At 63.6% G+C, this 16,640-nt stretch carries 12 protein-coding genes and 1 pseudogene; 2 read left to right on the top strand and 11 right to left on the bottom strand.

Going from position 1 to position 16,640, the window contains the following annotated elements; genetic code table 11:
- Both AC0L3L_RS34905 and AC0L3L_RS34900 read right to left on the bottom strand, forming a co-directional pair.
- On the bottom strand, positions 1-1,997 hold a 1,997-nt coding region (locus AC0L3L_RS34905; protein WP_473641816.1), incomplete at its 3' end, for a transglutaminase family protein.
- 122 nt (positions 1,998-2,119) lie between these two features.
- Complete coding sequence (locus tag AC0L3L_RS34900) at positions 2,120-3,310, bottom strand: acyl-CoA dehydrogenase (protein ID WP_473486467.1); 1,191 nt, start codon at positions 3,308-3,310, stop codon at positions 2,120-2,122.
- A gap of 175 nt (positions 3,311-3,485) precedes the next feature.
- Here AC0L3L_RS34900 and AC0L3L_RS34895 point away from each other — a divergent pair, with 175 nt between their 5' ends.
- Entirely contained in the window at positions 3,486-4,382 is an 897-nt protein-coding gene (locus tag AC0L3L_RS34895) for a LysR family transcriptional regulator (RefSeq protein ID WP_473527170.1), read from the top strand.
- On the opposite strand, the gene AC0L3L_RS34890 is transcribed toward AC0L3L_RS34895, so the two are convergent.
- From AC0L3L_RS34890 to AC0L3L_RS34855, 8 genes are all read right to left on the bottom strand, one after another.
- Positions 4,383-6,689: a Tex family protein gene (locus AC0L3L_RS34890; RefSeq protein WP_473641814.1), complete on the bottom strand. Its 2,307-nt coding sequence runs from the start codon at positions 6,687-6,689 to the stop codon at positions 4,383-4,385. It abuts the gene before it with no gap.
- A 128-nt stretch (positions 6,690-6,817) separates the two neighbouring features.
- The gene (locus AC0L3L_RS34885) at positions 6,818-7,999 is read right to left on the bottom strand and encodes a serine hydrolase domain-containing protein (protein ID WP_473641812.1); all 1,182 of its coding nucleotides are present in this window, start codon (positions 7,997-7,999) and stop codon (positions 6,818-6,820) included.
- A gap of 174 nt (positions 8,000-8,173) precedes the next feature.
- On the bottom strand, positions 8,174-9,370 hold the full coding sequence (locus tag AC0L3L_RS34880) for a serine hydrolase domain-containing protein (RefSeq protein ID WP_473641811.1): 1,197 nt from the start codon (positions 9,368-9,370) through the stop codon (positions 8,174-8,176).
- Positions 9,371-9,437: 67 nt separating this feature from the next.
- On the bottom strand, positions 9,438-10,472 hold the full coding sequence (locus AC0L3L_RS34875) for an ABC transporter substrate-binding protein (protein ID WP_473641809.1): 1,035 nt from the start codon (positions 10,470-10,472) through the stop codon (positions 9,438-9,440).
- Positions 10,473-10,485: 13 nt separating this feature from the next.
- The gene (locus AC0L3L_RS34870) at positions 10,486-11,292 is read right to left on the bottom strand and encodes an ABC transporter permease (RefSeq protein WP_128173736.1); all 807 of its coding nucleotides are present in this window, start codon (positions 11,290-11,292) and stop codon (positions 10,486-10,488) included.
- Positions 11,285-12,205 carry an ABC transporter permease gene (locus AC0L3L_RS34865; RefSeq protein WP_473641807.1) on the bottom strand — a complete coding sequence of 307 codons (921 nt, stop codon included), beginning with the start codon at positions 12,203-12,205 and terminating at the stop codon, positions 11,285-11,287. Before AC0L3L_RS34865 ends, AC0L3L_RS34870 begins: the two co-directional genes overlap by 8 nt.
- On the bottom strand, positions 12,205-13,299 hold the full coding sequence (locus AC0L3L_RS34860) for an ABC transporter ATP-binding protein (RefSeq protein WP_473641805.1): 1,095 nt from the start codon (positions 13,297-13,299) through the stop codon (positions 12,205-12,207). The genes AC0L3L_RS34865 and AC0L3L_RS34860 overlap by 1 nt, the downstream gene beginning before the upstream one ends.
- 143 nt (positions 13,300-13,442) lie before the next feature.
- A complete protein-coding gene (locus AC0L3L_RS34855) occupies positions 13,443-15,110 on the bottom strand; it encodes an amidohydrolase (RefSeq protein ID WP_473641803.1) in 1,668 nt (555 codons plus the stop codon).
- Positions 15,111-15,279: 169 nt separating this feature from the next.
- Between AC0L3L_RS34855 and AC0L3L_RS34850 the strand changes: the two genes are divergently transcribed.
- The gene (locus AC0L3L_RS34850) at positions 15,280-16,311 is read left to right on the top strand and encodes a histone deacetylase family protein (RefSeq protein ID WP_473641801.1); all 1,032 of its coding nucleotides are present in this window, start codon (positions 15,280-15,282) and stop codon (positions 16,309-16,311) included.
- 123 nt (positions 16,312-16,434) lie between these two features.
- Here the strand turns inward: AC0L3L_RS34850 and AC0L3L_RS34845 are convergent.
- Positions 16,435-16,567: pseudogene (locus AC0L3L_RS34845) on the bottom strand (transposase); the annotation flags it as partial.
- Positions 16,568-16,640: the final 73 nt, after the last annotated feature.

The raw sequence follows: 16,640 nt of genomic DNA, 5'->3' as shown, positions 1-16,640 counted from the left end.
TTTGTTTGGGGGGGGTGCCGGCCCGCCGCCACCTGTGCGTTTTTGTCCCCCCCCGCCTCGTGTGGCGCAACCAACCCCCACCGCGGGCGGGCGGGGGGCCCCCCCCCCCGGGGGGGGCCCCCCCCGCCACCGATCTCGGTGATCTCCTGTTCGACACGGTCCTGCTGGCCGGTCGCGGCGGTGAAGGAGGCCGCCTGCTGGCGGCGGGCCATTTCGTCGGCGCCTTCAAGTTCGGCCGGTGCAGCCTCCGAGAAGGGAGCGGCTTCAGGCAAAATAGCCTCGCGCGCCGGCAATGGCCCGCGCGGCAGGGAAGGATCGACCGGCACGATGTAGGGGAACTGCGCCGGCGGCACATAGGGAAGCGTGCCCAGCGGCAGGCGGTAGCCGACCGGTGAATCGCCCGGCACCAGAAACAGCCTGCCGCGCCGCGTTTTCCATTTCTCCGAACGCCAGCGCGGTCCCGACGCCTGGCTGTTCCAGCGCTGCACAGGCAGCACGTAGCCCGACGGCTTGGTCAGGCCGCGTTCGAACACCCGCGCCATGCGGCTGCGCTCCTCGGGGTCGTCCAGCTTCGAATTGGACGGATCGACATTCTCCGGCAACTTGCCTTCCTTGAGCAGCCACTCGGCCGGGTCCTCATAGGCTTCGCTGACCATGGTCCTGTCGATGCCGAGTTCATCGGCAATTGCCGTCAGCAGGCCTTCAGCCTGCTTCGGCCCGACATCTGCTTGGCCTGCTTCATCTGCGTCGCTCTCCCGCGCGATCAGCGACGGGTCGCTCCACACCGGCTCGCCGTCGGCGCGCCAGTACAGCGAGAACGTCCAGCGCGGCAGGCTTTCGCCCGGATACCACTTGCCCTGCCCGTAGTGCAGGAAGCCGCCGGGCGCAAAACGCTCACGCAGCCGGCGGATCAGCGCATCGGCCTTTTCGCGTTTTGTCGGGCCGACGGCGGCGGTGTTCCACTCCTCCGCCTCGAAATCGTCGATCGACACGAAGGTCGGCTCACCGCCCATGGTCAGCCGCACGTCCCCTGCATCGAGCGCGGCGTCAACCTGGTTGCCCAGCGCATCGAGCGCCTGCCAGCTTTCGTCGGAGAACGGCTTGGTGATGCGTGGATGCTCGGCGATGCGGTCGACCCGCATGTCGAAGCCGAACTCGACATTGGCGAAGCTGGCCATGCCGGAAATGGGCGCGGCGTTGCGGAAATGCGGCGTGGCCGCCAGCGGCACATGGCTTTCGCCGGTGAGCAATCCGGAGGTCGGGTCGAAGCCGATCCAGCCGGCGCCCGGCAGGTAGACCTCGCACCAGGCATGGAGATCGGTGAAGTCGATCGCCGTGCCGGGCGGTCCGTCAAGCGCGACGAGGTCGGGCTTCAGCTGGATCAGGTAGCCGGAAACAAAGCGCGCGGCGATGCCGAGGTGCCTCAGAATCTGCACCAGCAGCCAGCTCGTATCGCGGCACGAGCCTTTCTTGGCGGCCAGCGTTTCCTCCGGCGAGAAGACGCCGGTTTCCATGCGCACGATGTAGGCGATTTCGCGCTGCAGGCGCGCATTCAGGTCGACGACGAAATTGACGGTGTTGGTAGGACTGCGATCGATGGTTTGCAGGAACGCCGACAGCAGCGGTCCAGCCGGTTCCGGCGTCCGGTAGATGGCGAGATCGTCGCTGATCTCTTCCGGGTATTCAAACGGAAAGGTCTCGGCCGACGGCTCGACGAAGAAATCGAACGGATTATAGACCGTCATGTCGGCGACGAGGTCGACCTCGATCTTCAGTTCCGTCACCGGTTCCGGAAACACGAAGCGCGCCAGGAAATTGCCGTAGGGATCCTGCTGCAGATTGACGAAGTGGTTCGCCGGCCCGACCTTCAACGAATGGCTGAGCACCTTGGTGCGGGAATGCGGCGCCGGCTGCAGCCTGATGACCTGAGGGCCGAGAACAACCGGCCGGTCATATTTGTAATGGGTCAGGTGGTAGACAGCTGCCAGAATTGCCATGGGGCCTCGAAAGTCGGCGTTTCAAACGAATTCGCCGAACCCTGACACAAATGCTGGCCATTCTCCAAGCAGAGATGTTGCGTTGCACCTAATTTAAGCAGCGTTGCCGGCCTAGGGGTCGCTTAGAAAAACGCCTGCAATCCCGTCTGCGCCCGCCCGAGGATCAGCGCATGCACGTCATGCGTGCCCTCATAGGTGTTGACTGTCTCCAGGTTCTGCGCGTGGCGCATGACATGGTAGCCGATCTGGATGCCGTTGCCGCCATGCATGTCACGGGCCTGGCGGGCAATGTCGAGCGCCTTGCCGCAATTGTTGCGCTTGACGATCGAGATCATCTCCGGCGCCATTTTGCCTTCATCCATCAGCCGCCCGACCCGCAAGCTGCCCTGCAACCCAAGCGCGATCTCGGTCTGCATGTCGGCGAGCTTCTTCTGGAACAGCTGCGTGCCGGCCAGCGGCTTGCCGAACTGCTTGCGGTCGAGGCCATATTGGCGTGCCCGGTGCCAGCAATCTTCGGCCGCGCCCATCGCGCCCCATGAGATACCGTAACGCGCCCGGTTGAGGCAGCCGAACGGCCCCTTCAAGCCCGAGACATTGGGCAGCAACGCATCTTCGCCGACCTCGACGCCTTCCATCACCACTTCGCCGGTGATCGAGGCTCGCAGCGACAGCTTGCCGCCGATCTTCGGCGCCGACAGCCCCTTCATGCCTTTTTCCAGGACGAATCCGCGAATCTCGTTGTCATGCGCGGCCGATTTCGCCCAGACGACAAACACGTCGGCGATCGGCGCGTTGGAAATCCACATTTTCGAGCCGGAGAGCTTGTAGCCGTTCGCCGTCTTCTCCGCCCGCGTCTTCATGCCGCCGGGGTCGGACCCGGCATCCGGCTCGGTCAGGCCGAAGCAGCCGATCCATTCGCCTGACGCCAGCCTCGGCAGGTATTTTTTGCGCTGCGCCTCCGAGCCATAGGCATGGATCGGATACATCACCAGCGACGACTGCACGCTCATCATCGAGCGATAGCCAGAGTCGATGCGCTCGACCTCGCGCGCCACCAGCCCATAGGTGACGTAGTTGGCGCCGAGCCCGCCATATTCTTCCGGGATGGTAATGCCGAGCAGACCCGCCTCGCCCATCTCGCGAAAGATCCCGGCATCGGTCTTTTCCTCGAGATAGGCTTCCTCGATTCTGGGGGCGAGCTTGTCGGCGGCGAATGCCGCTGCGCCGTCGCGCACCATCCGTTCGTCTTCCGAAAGCTGGTTCTCGATCAGGAAAGGATCATCCCAGACGAATGCATTCTTGTCAGCGGCCATGGCCTCGGTCTCCCAAACTCTTGCACGTCGCCCAAAGCTTGCCCTCGGGCCTGACCCGAGGGTGTTCGGCGGTCTTGGATAACGGCATGCAAATCTGAATGCCGGCTTATCGGCTTCCAGCTCGAAAAAATCAAACGAAATTGCTTCGGCGATTAATGAGCGTTAGTAATTGATCATGAACGTGCAGCGCCGCCTTTTGCCTGGTATCAGCGCCCTTGCCGCCTTCGAGGCGGTGGCCCGGTTGGGCAGCTTCACCGCCGCCGCGCAGGAGCTTGATCTCACCCAGGGCGCCGTTAGCCGGCAGATCAAGCTTCTGGAGGACCAGTTCGGCCGCCGGCTGTTCGATCGCAACAGCCGCAATGTCAGACTGTCCGTGGCAGGTGAGATTTATGCCGAAGCGGTGCGCGCCGCCCTTGGCCAGCTGCGCGATGCAGCGCTGGGATTGATGAGCAATCGGCATAGTGGCATCTTGAACCTGGCCATCCTGCCGACCTTCGGCACGCGCTGGCTGATGCCGCTCATCCCGGATTTCGTTGAAAACAACCCCGACATCACCATCAATTTCGTCACTCGCATCGGCCGCTTCGACTTCGCCCGCGAACGGCTCGATGCCGCCATCCATTTCGGCCTGCCCGACTGGCCGGATGCCGACTCGACGCTGCTGATGCGCGAGAGGGTGGTGCCAGTGGTCTCGCCCGAATTTCTGGCCGGCCGGGATCTTGCCACACCTGCCGATATCGGCCGCCTGCCGCTGTTGCATATGGCGACGCGGCCCGGCGCATGGACCGAGTGGTTCGAGCATCAGGGTTTGAGCGCACCGACCGGACCGGGCATGCAGTTCGAGCAATTCGGCACCGCCGCCCAGGCCTGCATGGCCGGGCTCGGCGTGGCGCTGCTGCCGCAGGTGCTCATATCAGGCGAATTGCAGCGCGGCCAGTTGGTGCCGGCACCAGGCCGGCCGATGCAAAGCCGCAGCGCCTATTATCTCGTCGTGCCGCACGACAAGCGCGGCCATCCGCCGGTCGCCAGTTTTCGCGACTGGCTGCTGGGTCATGTGCCGCCGGAGAAATAGCTACTTACGCTTCAACGCATCGGCCAATGCGGCGCCGAATGCGCCCTGTTGCGCCGGCCGCTCCGGCTGGCGCAGCGGCGCCGGCGTGCGCGGCACCGGTCTGTTGCCGTTGTCGCGCGGCTTCGGTGTACCGCCGTCACCATCCTTGCGCATCGAAAGGCCGATGCGCTTGCGCTTGATGTCGACGTCGACGACGCGCACCTTGACCACGTCGCCGGCTTTCACCACCTCATGCGCGTCCTTGACGAAACGGTCGGCCAGTTGCGACACGTGCACAAGTCCGTCCTGGTGCACGCCGATATCGACGAAGGCGCCGAACGCGGCGACATTGGTGACGGTGCCTTCCAGCAGCATCCCCGGTTTCAAATCCTTGATGTCTTCGACGCCGTCGGCGAAGGTCGCGGTCTTGAAGCCGGGGCGCGGGTCGCGGCCGGGCTTTTCCAGTTCCGCCAGTATGTCTCGCACCGTCGGCAGGCCGAACCGCTCGTCGACGAAGACACGCGGATCGAGCGCCTTGAGAGCGGCACTGTCGCCCATCAGCGAGCGGAGGTCGCGCCCGCAGGCAGCGACGATCTTTTTCGCCACGCCATAGGCTTCCGGATGCACGGCCGAGGCATCGAGCGGTTCGGTGCCGTTGGCAATGCGCAGGAAGCCGGCGCATTGCTCGAACGCGCGGGGTCCGAGCCTCGCCACCTTCAACAGGTCACGGCGGCTGGCGAAGGGGCCCGCCGCGTCACGGTGCGCAATGATCGCCTCGGCCAGCGAGGCGCCGAGACCCGAAACCCGCGCCAGAAGCGGCGCTGAGGCGGTGTTTAGGTCGACACCCACGGCATTGACCGCGTCCTCGACCACTGCTTCCAGCGAGCGGCCGAGCCGGTACTGGTCGACATCGTGCTGATACTGGCCGACGCCGATCGACTTTGGCTCGATCTTGACCAGTTCGGCGAGTGGATCCTGCAGCCGTCGCGCGATCGACACCGCGCCGCGCAGCGACACGTCGAGGCCGGGGAATTCCGCCGCCGCCGTTGCCGAGGCGGAATAGACCGAGGCGCCCGCCTCGCTGACGATCACCTTGAGCGGCTTCGGCCCGGACTCGGCAGGCATGTCGGCCAGCATGTCGGCCACCAGCCTTTCCGTCTCACGGCTGCCCGTACCGTTGCCGATGGAAATCAGCTCGACCTTGTGGAGGCGGATGAGCTTTGCCAGTTCGGCTTGCGTGCCGCGCACATCGTTCCGTGGCGGAAACGGATAGACCGTCGTCGTCTCCAGCAGCTTGCCGGTGCCGTCCACCACCGCCACCTTGACCCCGGTGCGGATGCCGGGATCCAGCCCCATTGTGGCGCGCGAGCCGGCCGGTGCGGCGAGCAGCAAATCCTTCAGATTGCGGGCGAAGACATGGATCGCTTCCTCCTCGGCCCGCTCGCGCAGATCGCGCATCAAATCGAGCGTCAGGTGCAGCGACAGCTTTATGCGCCAGGTCCAGCCCGCCACCTCCATCAGCCAGCGGTCGCCGGGCAGCTGGCGGCCGATGGCGTAGGCGTCGGCAATCATCCGTTCGATAGGCTTCACCGGTGACGCATCGTCGGCATCGACTTCGATGTCGAGCGACAGCACCTCTTCGTTGCGTCCGCGCAGCATCGCCAGCGCGCGATGGCTCGGCACGTTGGACCAGCGTTCGACATGGTCGAAATAGTCGGAGAATTTCGCGCCGGCCTCCTGCTTGCCGTCGACGACGCGTGACCGCATGAAGGCCCGTTCCTTCATGTAGGTCCGCAGTCTGCCGACTAGGTCGGCATTTTCGGCGAACTGTTCGGACAGGATGTCGCGCGCGCCCTCAAGCGCCGCTTTGGTATCGGCCACCTCTTCGCCGACATAGGCCAGCGCCAGTTCGCCGGGCACCGCCGCGCGGTCGGCAAGGATGGCCTCGGCCAGCGGTCCCAAGCCGCGCTCTCGCGCGATTTCCGCCTTGGTCCGGCGCTTCGGCTTGTAGGGCAGATAGATGTCTTCGAGTTCCGCCTTGGTGGCAGCCGCTGCGATCTTGGTTTCGAGCTCCTCGGTCAGCTTGCCCTGCTCGCGGATCGAACCGAGGATTGTGTCGCGGCGCGCATCGAGCTCACGCAGATAGGCGAGCCGCTCGGCAAGCAGGCGCAGCTGCGTGTCGTCCAGACCGCCAGTGACCTCCTTGCGGTAGCGCGCCACGAACGGCACCGTCGCGCCTTCGTCCAGCAGCCCGATCGCCGCCGCGGCCTGTTCGGGCCGGGCAGTGATCTCGGCTGCGATGATTGCTGCGATGCGCTCGGATGCCATGTCGTTCCTGCTGTCCTGTCGAAAAGAGCGGCGACCATAAGCTCAGAGCGTCGCTCCGCCAACCGCGGCGTCTTCAACCGCCCAATAGCTCCACAGGAAAGCTGCCATCGCGGTCAGCCTGGATCGGCTCAGACCATCCGGGTCAGTGCCTCGAAGAAAGCAATCATGTCGAGATCGAGCGGCTCGTCGACCGGCTCCGGCTGCGACGACATCTTGGCGATGACGACCTCGGCCGTCGGATTGACATAGAGCCACTGGCCGTGGATGCCGATGCCGCAGAAGGCGCCGCTGGTCGCGCCCGTCTGGTACCATTTGTTGCGGTAGCGGCCTTGTGGAAAGAGGAACGCCATCGTGCCACGCTGCCAGGCCTCAGCATCTCCGCCTGTGCTGACAGTGTCGCGCACCCAGGCTTCCGGCACGATGAGCTGGCCATTGGCCATGCCGCCCTGCCGCATCATCTCGCCGACCCGCGCCAGATCGCGCGGCGTCAGCGAAATGCCGCCGGCCGTGCGCGCAGTGCCGGCCATATCGACTGTCACCGAGGCTTCGCTCATTGCACCAAGCGGCAGCCACAATTTCTCGTGCATCAGTTCGGCGAAGCGCTGGCCGGACGCGCGTTCGAGCAGGATGCCGAGCAGGTCGGAATTGGGCGAGCGGTAGCGGAATGTCCGGCCATGCGGCTCGCCAAGGCGCTGCAGTGTCAGGATGAAGTCGGCCAGGCTTTCCGTGCCGCCGCCGGGATTCCACAGCGTCGCGCGGCGATAGCGGGCAAAGGCGCTTTCCGGATCGAGATAGGCTTCTTCGAAGTCGAGGCTGACAGTCATGTCGAGCACATGCCGCACGCTGGCATCGCCATAGGCCGAGCCGGCAGCTTCCGGCAGATAGCGGGTCACCGGCGCCTGCGGATTAAAAACTCCCTCGCCTTCCAATATGCCGGCCAGAATCGCGGTCAGCGACTTGCTGATCGAGAAGATGATGTGGCGGGCGCCGAACTCCATATGCGGTGCAAACCAGTCGCCAACGATCTTGCCGGCTTTCATGATCGTCAGTGCGTCGGTATCGGAACGCGTGAGAAAGGCCGCAACGGTCTCCGGCCCGCCGGCCAGCGCGATCTTTTCGTCAAGCAGCCCACCGAAATCCTGAACCGGTATTTCGCCACTGCCCGGCACCGCTGCCACGCGTGCGTTCGGCACCAATTCGCCGACATTCTGGAACGACCACCGGCTGAACGGGCTTTCGCGCCAGTTGCCGAGCAGCACCTGGTTGCGGGCAAAGCCATGTCTGGTCTCGAACGCGGTCTTGCCGGTCATGGTGTTTCCTCTCGATTTTTTTAGGAAGTTAGAGACTGTTTCGAAATTCGCTCTGGCGAGTCATATGGTGGTGGTTTCGAGAACCGGCGCGCAGCGGACATTTGGGTCCGTGAGCACCGGAAGCGCAGAAAACGCCATCAGATGGCCGCCAGAGTAGAGTTTCCAAACGGTCTCTTAGGCCAGCGCGGCAGCGATCGCGTGGACGGCTTTCATCGTCGCCACCGAATAGGCGATGTCGGTGAAATCCGGGTAGCTCGAAAGCTTCACCACAACCATTCTCGTGTTCCAGTCGATATGGATCAGCTGCCCGAACACGCCCCGGCACATCAGCGCCCGTGAGCGCGGGTCCTCGATCCAGAACTGGTTGCGGTAGCTGCCTTCCGGCAGGCTGGGATTGAAGTCCGGTCCATGCCTGCCGGTGCGCGTCGCTTCGATCCAGTCGGCCGGCACCACACCGCCGCCATTGTCAAGGATCAGCTGGCCGAAACGGCCATAGTCGCGCAGGGTGGCGTTGAAGCCGCCATCGGCGATGGCGTAGCCGGCGCTGTCGACGGTGAAGCAGGCGCTTTCATCCGCGCCGAGCTTTTGCCAGAGTTCTTCCGAAACCAGCTGCGCCAGCCGCTTGCCGGTTACCCGTTCCATGATGAAGGCGAGCACGTCGGTCTCGATCGAACGGTATTCGAAGGCAGCACCATGCGGCCGGCTTGTCTCCTTGAGCCGCAGGATCAATTCGAACATATGCGACGGCCACTCGAAGGCCGGGTCGCTGCCCGGCGGCACCGGTTTCCAGCCGCTGGCGACATCGACCTGGCCGATGTCGGAATAGCGGTCGGTGTATTCCTCGGAAAAACGCACGCCTGTCGTCATGTCGAGCACATGCTGCACGCTGGCGCCGGCCCAGCCGGTAGTTTCCAGCTCCGGCAGATAGGTCGTCACCGGCATGGCGGGATCGATCAGGCCGCGCCCGACCAGTATGCCGAACACCGAGCCCGTGACCGATTTCGCCATCGACTGCGACAAATGCAGCGTGCGCTCGGTCATGCCGTTGCAATAGCGCTCATAGGCGATCTTGCCGTCCTTGAGCACGAGAAACCCGTCCGTATAGGTTTCGTCCAGCAGCCCGGCCAGCGTCGTCGGTGCGCCCGTGCTGTCGCTCACCGGCAGCGCATCGAGATCGACTTCGGCTCGCTCGAACCGGCGACGATGGCCATTGCCGCGCCAGACTTCGACGGTCGGCAGAATTTCGCGGATGTGCTGGAACGCCCAGCGGTTCCATGGTCCCCTGTCCCAGTCGAGGTTCGGCGGCACCATTTTGGGCGGTGAGCCCTGCATGATCGGCGGCACCGGTTCACTGTTACGATAGGAAATCATGAGATGCGTCCCGGCAATATGAAAACGGACCCGGCGGCGCGCGCCGCCGGGTCCGTCAACGATGCGATCACTTCTGCAGTTCGGTCCAGATCCTGGTGTAGAGTGCCTGCACGTCGGGCGCGCAGGTCAGCATGAACGTGCCCTTGTCGGCGAACTCGGCGGGGATGTTGACCTCCGGCGCCGTTTTCATGTCCTCAGGCATGAAGGCTTCCGATCCCTTGATGCCGTTGGCGTAGCGCGCGAAAGACGAGATCATCGCGGCGTTCTCGGGATCCATGACGAAGTTCTGGAACAGCTTGGCGTTTTCGACGTTCTTGGCGTCCTTCAGCACCGCGAGATTGTCCATAAAGATCGGATAGCCCTCCTTCGGATAGCCATAGACGATATTCTTGTTCTGCAGGCGGGAGCGAAACGACGCGCCGTTCCAGTCGACGCTGGCGGCGAAGTCGCCCTTGGCGAACTTCTCGACCGTGCCGTAGTCCATGGAGATCCATTTCGGCTTGGCCGCCACCAGCGCATCGCGCACCTTCTTCAGCACCTCCTTGTCGCCGGTGCACGGCTCGCCGCCGACATATCTGATGGCGAGATGCATGACGTCGGCCATTTCGGGAACAACGTTGATCTTGCCGACCAGTTCCGGCGGCGGATCCAAGAAGATGGCCGAGGTGTTGGGATCGCCCTTGTAGACTGCGGTGTTGACCGTGACGCCAGTCGTGCCCCACTGCCACGGCACGGTGTATTTGCGGCCCGGATCGAAGGGAACATCAACCCATTTCGGATCCATGTTCTTGAAGTTCTCCATCTTGTTCGGCTCTGTCTCCAGGAGCAGCCCTTCCTGGATCCAGATCGGCACGAAGCTCGCCGAGGGCACCACGACATCGAAGCCGCTGCCGCCCTGCCTGATCTTGGCCAGCGCGGTGTCGTTGGAATCGTAGTCGGTGACGGTCACCTTGACCTTGTATGTCTCCTCGAATTTCTTGACGAGCTCGGGGCTGGTGTAGTTGCCCCAATTGTAGATGTTGAGTTCGCCGTCGGCGCGGGCGAGACCCGCCGAGGCGAACAGCGCGGCGCTGAGCGCCGTCGCAGTCAGTTTCCACTTCATCGTTTCTCTCCTGTCACTCGTGATCCTTTTTCCTGCTGATGAAAAAGAAGACGGTGACGATCAAGATCGAGATCAGCAGGAACACCGTCGAAATTGCGTTGATTTCCGGCGTGATAAAGCGCCGGAACTGGCCGAGCATGTAGGTCGGCAACGTGTCCTGGCCGCCGGACTTGACGAACTCGGTGATGACGACGTCGTCCAGCGAGATGACGAAGGCCAGCATCAGCCCGGCAAGGATGCCTGGCCAGAGCAGCGGAAAGGTGACGCGCCGAAAAGCCTTCCAGGGTGTCGCGTAGAGGTCGGCCGCCGCGGTTTCCAACGACAGATCCATGCTCTCGAGCCGCGCCCGGATCGGCAGATAGGCAAAGGGAATGCAAAAGGCGGTATGCGCCGCCATCAGGTAACCCAGCCCCGAATAGCCGGTCCAGATCTTGATGCGCGAGAAGAAGATCAGCAGCGCCACCGCAGTGACGATTTCCGGCACCATCAGCGGCTGGTTGATGAAGGCGTATTTGAAGCCGAGGCCGGGATATGGCTTCGTCCGGGTCGTAGCGAGTGCAGCCATGGTGGCGACGATGGTGGCAACAGTCGCGGCGACCAAAGCGATTTGCAGCGACCGGATGGCGGCATCGACGACCTGGTTGTTGTTCCAGGCCTGGTAGAACCAGCGCAGCGACACGCCTTCCCAGATCGCGATCGAATTGCCGGCGTTGAAGGCATAGACGACAAGCGTGACGATCGGCAGGTACAGCGCGAAGAAGCAGATCATTGCGATGGTCGTGAAGCCGGTCTGCCGGCGGATGTCGAAGCGGCTAGCCATGCGCGCCACCCCGGCGCCCGGCGGAGCGGACATACAACAGCATCGCGACCATCACGATCGCCATCAGCGACAGCGACACCGCCGAGCCGAGCGGCCAGTTACGGCCTTGCCCGAACTGCAGCTCGATCAAATTGCCGAGCATCATATTCTTCGACCCGCCGAGCACGCGCGGGGTGACATAGGCGCCCAGCGCCGGGATGAAGACCAGGATCGAGCCGGCGATGATGCCGGGCTTGACCAGCGGGATGATGACCCGCCTCAGCACCTGGAAGCGGTTGGCATAGAGGTCGTAACCCGCCTCGACCAGCCGGAAGTCGATCTTTTCCATGCTGGCATAGAGCGGCAGCACCATCAGCGGCAGATAGACATAGGTCATGCCGACCATCAGCGCGAAATCGGTGAACATCATCTGGATCGGCTGGCTGATGATGCCGAGCTTGATCAGCACCGTGTTGACGAGGCCCTCATTGCGGATCACCTCCTGGATGGCGAAGGTGCGGATCAAGAGATTGGTCCAGAACGGGATGGTGATCAGGAACAGCCAGACGTCGCGCTGGCGCGCCGGCCGGGTGGCGATGAAATAGGCGGTCGGGAAGCCAAACAGCAGCGTCAAGATCGTCGTCAAAAACGACAGCTTGGCCGAGCGCCAGAAGATTGACAAATGCGCGTTGGCGAAGGCCAGCGTATCGTCGAAGATGTCACGCTGCATCAGCACCGACAGCCAGCCGTCGGTGGAGAATTTCCACACCACGTCGCCATAGGGCCCCGGCGTCAGGAAGGAGTAAATCACGACGATCAGCAGCGGGCCGGTCGCGGCGAGAAAGATGATGATCAGTGCCGGCGCCGACAGCAGCCAGCGATCGCGGATCTCTCGGCGCTCGGCTTCCTCCGCGACTTGTTCCGCGCTCGCCATCAGTCCCTCAGCACTTGTGCGGCGTCGTTGCCGATCGAAATGCCGACCTTGTCTCCCCGCTCGAAACCGCAGCCGGCGCTGCGCGTGTTCTGCTGGCGCACGGTGAAGCTCTCGCTGCTGTCCAGGCGAACATGGATATGCGTGTCCGTGCCGAAATAGACGATGTTTTCGACCGTGCCGGACAGGTCGCCCTTGCCGCTGGTCAGCTTGGCATGTTCGGGCCTGATCACCACGGTGGCATTGTCCTTCGGCTGGAAGCCTTCAGCCACGGTCGCGTCGATCGTCACGCCGGATTTGAGCGTTGCCCGTGCCTTGCCGTTGCCCATGCCTGATATGGCCGCGGTCAGGAAATTGGTTTCGCCGATAAAGTCGGCGACGAAGCGCTCCGCCGGCTTGTCATAGATATCCCAGGGCGTGCCGACCTGCAGGATCTTGCCCGACGACATCACAGCGATACGGTCCGACATGGTCAGCGCTTCTTCCTGGTCGTGGGTGACGAAGATGAAGGTGATGCCGGTCTCGTGCTGCAGCCGCTTCAGCTCGATCTGCATCTCCTTGCGCAGCTTGAAGTCGAGCGCCGACAGCGGCTCATCGAGCAGCAGCACTTTCGGCTGCGGCGCCAGAGCGCGCGCCAGCGCCACGCGCTGCTGCTGGCCGCCGGAAATCTGGCTGGTGCGGCGGTTGCTGAGCGCCTCCATCTTGACCAGCTTCAGCATCTCGGCGACCCGCGCCTTCACTTCGGCCTTGGGCTTGCCGAGCATTTCGAGGCCGAAGCCGATGTTCTCGGCCACCGTCATATGCGGGAACAGCGCATAATTCTGGAACACGGTATTGACCGGGCGCTTGAACGGCGGCAGCGGCGCGATGTCCTGGCCATGCAGCAGGATCTCGCCGGCGCTGGGGAAATCGAAGCCGGCGATCAGCCGCAAAAGCGTCGTCTTCCCGCAGCCGGACGGGCCAAGCAGCGTAAAAAACTCATTTTCGCGGATCGACACCGAAACCGTGTCGAGGGCGGCGACCTGTGACTCCCCGGTACCGAAGACCTTGCGGACGCCACGAACTTCAATTGCACTTCTACCCGGTTGTTCCGGCACGATTACCCCATTCTCGTGTCCGCTCTTCTGGCGGATCCAGTTCCCACTCGATTGTCAGCACACGGCGCATGGCTTGGCAAGCACACATCTGAATGTCGATCATACATCTGAATGTCGATTCAGAACGCAATTCTCGTGCACCGTCAGGCCTGGTAGGTGATCTTGCCGCCGCAGATCGTCGTCACCGGCCGCACCATATGCAGCGCTTCCGGCGCGGTCGCCTCGATGTCGGCTGAGAGCACCACGAGATCGGCCATAAAGCCTGTCTTCAGGCGACCCTTGCGATGCTCCATGAACTCGGCATAGGCGCCTTCCACCGTGTACCCGCCGAGCGATTCATGCAGCGAGAAACTCTGGTCGGGATCGCCGTCTGCCCATGGTTTGCGCAGCACTGCCGCCTGAATGCCCAGGATCGGATCGATCGGCGACACCGGCCAGTCGGAGGCGAAGACGACGCGCGCGCCGGCATTCTTCAGCGTCCGCCAGGCATAGCTCAGCGGCCAGCGGGCGGGGCCGATGCGCGACACCGTTGGTTCCAGCGGCAAGCCCATGCTGCCCGGCGGATGCGGCGGCTGCATCGAGGCAATGGCGCCAAGCTTTGCGAAGCGCGGTATGTCGGCGGCGGTGACCACCTCGATATGCTCGACCCGGTGCCGGCTGTCGCGCCTGCCATTCGCCTTTTGCGCCGCCTCATAGCCGTCGAGCACGGCGCGCACGGCGCCGTCGCCGATCGAGTGCACCGCCATCTGCAGCCCGCGCCTGTCGACGGCCACGGCAAGGTCGATGAATTGCTGCGGCGTGAACAGCGGCTCGCCAACCCAATCCGGACGGTCCGCATAGGGCTCGACCATCACCGCCGTCCATGAATCGAGCACCCCGTCGTAGAACACCTTGACCATGCCCGACGAAAGCCATTCGCCATTGTAGCGCTCAGCCATATCAGAGGCTTTGTCGAGCATGTCGAGCGTCATGAAATTCTTGTAGTGGAACGGCACCTGCACACGGCACAGCAAGCCGCCCTCGGCCTCGATCTCGGACAGGAGTTCGAGCTGGTGCAGATTGCCGTCCATGTTCTGGATCGAGGTGATGCCGTGCCTTGCGCACCATTCCAGCCCGCGGCGCATGATCGCCCGGTCGGAGGCCTGCTCCGCCGGCGTCGGCTTCGGGTCCGGCTCGCCTCCGGTGGCCAGGCCGAGCCGCACACGCTCCTCGCCGGCCAGCGCGATCAGCGGCCCAAAAGCCTCGCCCTCGCGCAATTCGCCACCGGCCAACCCGTCGTCGCCCATGACGATCTCGTTGCCGGGACCAAGCCGCTTGCCTCTCAGCAGGCCGGCCAATTCCAGCGCCTTGGTGTTCGCCCACATTGTGTGGTGGTCGGGCGCCGCCATGACGAAGGGCCGGTCCGGCAGGATGCGGTCGAGGTGATGGCGGCTGACCCGCTCCGTCGCCGACAGGATGGTATAGTCGGCGCCTTGCGCCTGCAGGATGGATAGGTCCGGCCGCTTTGCGGCATAGTTGCGCACAGTGTCGCAAAGCGCCTCGAAACCGTGGACGCCCATCAGTTGGAGGTGATCGAGTTCGGCCGCGCCGGCGAAAAGATGCATATGCGCTTCGATGAAGCCGGGAACGACCGAGCCGCGGCCGGCGTCGATGACGCGCGTGCCGGGTCCCTTGTGCTCCAGCACGGTCGCGCGATCTGCGATGGCAATGATTTCGCCGCCCTTGATGGCTATGGCTTCGGCGCGGGGAGTATCGGGATCCATCGTCAATATGCTGGCATTCTCGACGATCAGATCGGCCGATGGCGGCATAATTTTCTCCCGTTTGAGCTTAGGCTAACAGAGTCTTGGCGTCTGGCAAGCCGCCGCTACCACTCGCAACAACGATCCGGGAAAGCCTCTTGGCGGGGCTGAAACTCTCTGCCACAAAGCAATCCGTCATTGACGGATACGCAACCCGAAGAGCGAGCCGGCCGCCAAAATGAAGACTGTCTTCTCCCCTCTTCACGCCGGTCATGCCGGCAATTTCGAGCTCATTTCGGGCGCCATCGTGCCGGCCTTCGAGAAGCCCTCGCGCGCCGAGTTCATCAAGGCGAGGGTGGAGAGCGAAAAGCTCGGCCCGATCCTGCCGCCCGACACGCACGACCTTACCGCCGCCAGGAAGGTTCACACGAGTGACTTCATTGATTTCCTGCCGACGGTATGGCCGCTCTGGGAAGCATCCGGCCGGACCGGGTCGGCCCTCCCCTTCACCTGGCCGACGCGCGGCCTGCGCGGCAATGTGCGCCCCCAAACCATCGATGCGCTGCTTGGCTTTTACTCCTTCGATGGCGGCGCCGGCTTCGTCAAAGGCACCTGGGAGGCGATCAAGTCGTCCTATGATGTGGCGCTGACCGCAGCCGCTCTGGTCAAGGGCGGCGAGATATCAGCCTTCGCGCTCTGCCGCCCGCCCGGCCATCATGCCGGTGCTGCCTTCATGGGCGGCTATTGCTACATCAACAACGCCGCGGTTGCCGCGCAATGGTTCCGCGACCAGGGCGCCAGGCGCGTCTCGATCCTCGATGTCGACTACCATCACGGCAACGGCACGCAGGAGATATTCTACAGCCGCGGCGACGTGCAGGTGCTGAACCTGCATGGCGACCCGATGACCGAATATCCGTTCTTCCTTGGCCATGCCGACGAGCGCGGCTCCGGGCCTGGCGAAGGCTTCAATGTCAACTATCCCCTGCCGTTCGGCACCGCATGGGATGCCTGGAATGCTTCGCTGGAAGACGCCTGCGCGAAACTTGCGGCTTACGCTCCCGATGTCGTTGTCGTCTCGCTCGGCGTCGACACGTTCGAGAAGGACCCGATCAGCAAGTTCAAGCTGAAAAGCGCCGACTATCCCAAGATTGGCCGTCGCATCGCCAGGCTCGGCCTGCCGACGCTGTTCGTCATGGAAGGCGGTTATGCCGTCGAGGAAATCGGCATCAACGCCGTCGGCGTGCTGACCGGATTCGAAGATCGGTAATGCATGTCGCCCAAAGGGCTGCCCCGGGCGTTCGACCCGAGAGAGCGCAGCGGTTTTGGGCAACGACATTCGTAGAAATCTAGGCCGTAGACTCATAGCGCGGAGCCAAAGCCGCATTGAGTTCTCGCCGTCGTGCGCAGCCGTGATACTCTCCATCAGTCGGCCCCACACGCCTGCCTTCCGCCATCGCACGAAGCGGCTGTAGCAGGTGGTGCGGGCCATAGCGCTCGGGCAGGTCGCGCCAAGGCGCACCAGAAGTTGTGTGCGTCAAGTTCTGCAAAAATGGCGTGGCATTCAGCGGTGACGTTGGCGTGTCCGCCGCGCAGCCC

The organism is Mesorhizobium sp. WSM4849, assembly GCF_055811385.1.
The sequence above is the reverse complement of the archived record's forward strand: the minus strand, read 5'-3'. Positions and strand labels throughout refer to the sequence as shown.

Coding starts and splice junctions, on each gene's coding strand:
- AC0L3L_RS34900 (WP_473486467.1), bottom strand. CDS start 3,310: ATGGCCGCTGACAAGAATGCATTCGTCTGGGATGATCCTTTCCTGATC.
- AC0L3L_RS34895 (WP_473527170.1), top strand. CDS start 3,486: ATGAACGTGCAGCGCCGCCTTTTGCCTGGTATCAGCGCCCTTGCCGCC.
- AC0L3L_RS34890 (WP_473641814.1), bottom strand. CDS start 6,689: ATGGCATCCGAGCGCATCGCAGCAATCATCGCAGCCGAGATCACTGCC.
- AC0L3L_RS34885 (WP_473641812.1), bottom strand. CDS start 7,999: ATGACCGGCAAGACCGCGTTCGAGACCAGACATGGCTTTGCCCGCAAC.
- AC0L3L_RS34880 (WP_473641811.1), bottom strand. CDS start 9,370: ATGATTTCCTATCGTAACAGTGAACCGGTGCCGCCGATCATGCAGGGC.
- AC0L3L_RS34875 (WP_473641809.1), bottom strand. CDS start 10,472: ATGAAGTGGAAACTGACTGCGACGGCGCTCAGCGCCGCGCTGTTCGCC.
- AC0L3L_RS34870 (WP_128173736.1), bottom strand. CDS start 11,292: ATGGCTAGCCGCTTCGACATCCGCCGGCAGACCGGCTTCACGACCATC.
- AC0L3L_RS34865 (WP_473641807.1), bottom strand. CDS start 12,205: ATGGCGAGCGCGGAACAAGTCGCGGAGGAAGCCGAGCGCCGAGAGATC.
- AC0L3L_RS34855 (WP_473641803.1), bottom strand. CDS start 15,110: ATGCCGCCATCGGCCGATCTGATCGTCGAGAATGCCAGCATATTGACG.
- AC0L3L_RS34850 (WP_473641801.1), top strand. CDS start 15,280: ATGAAGACTGTCTTCTCCCCTCTTCACGCCGGTCATGCCGGCAATTTC.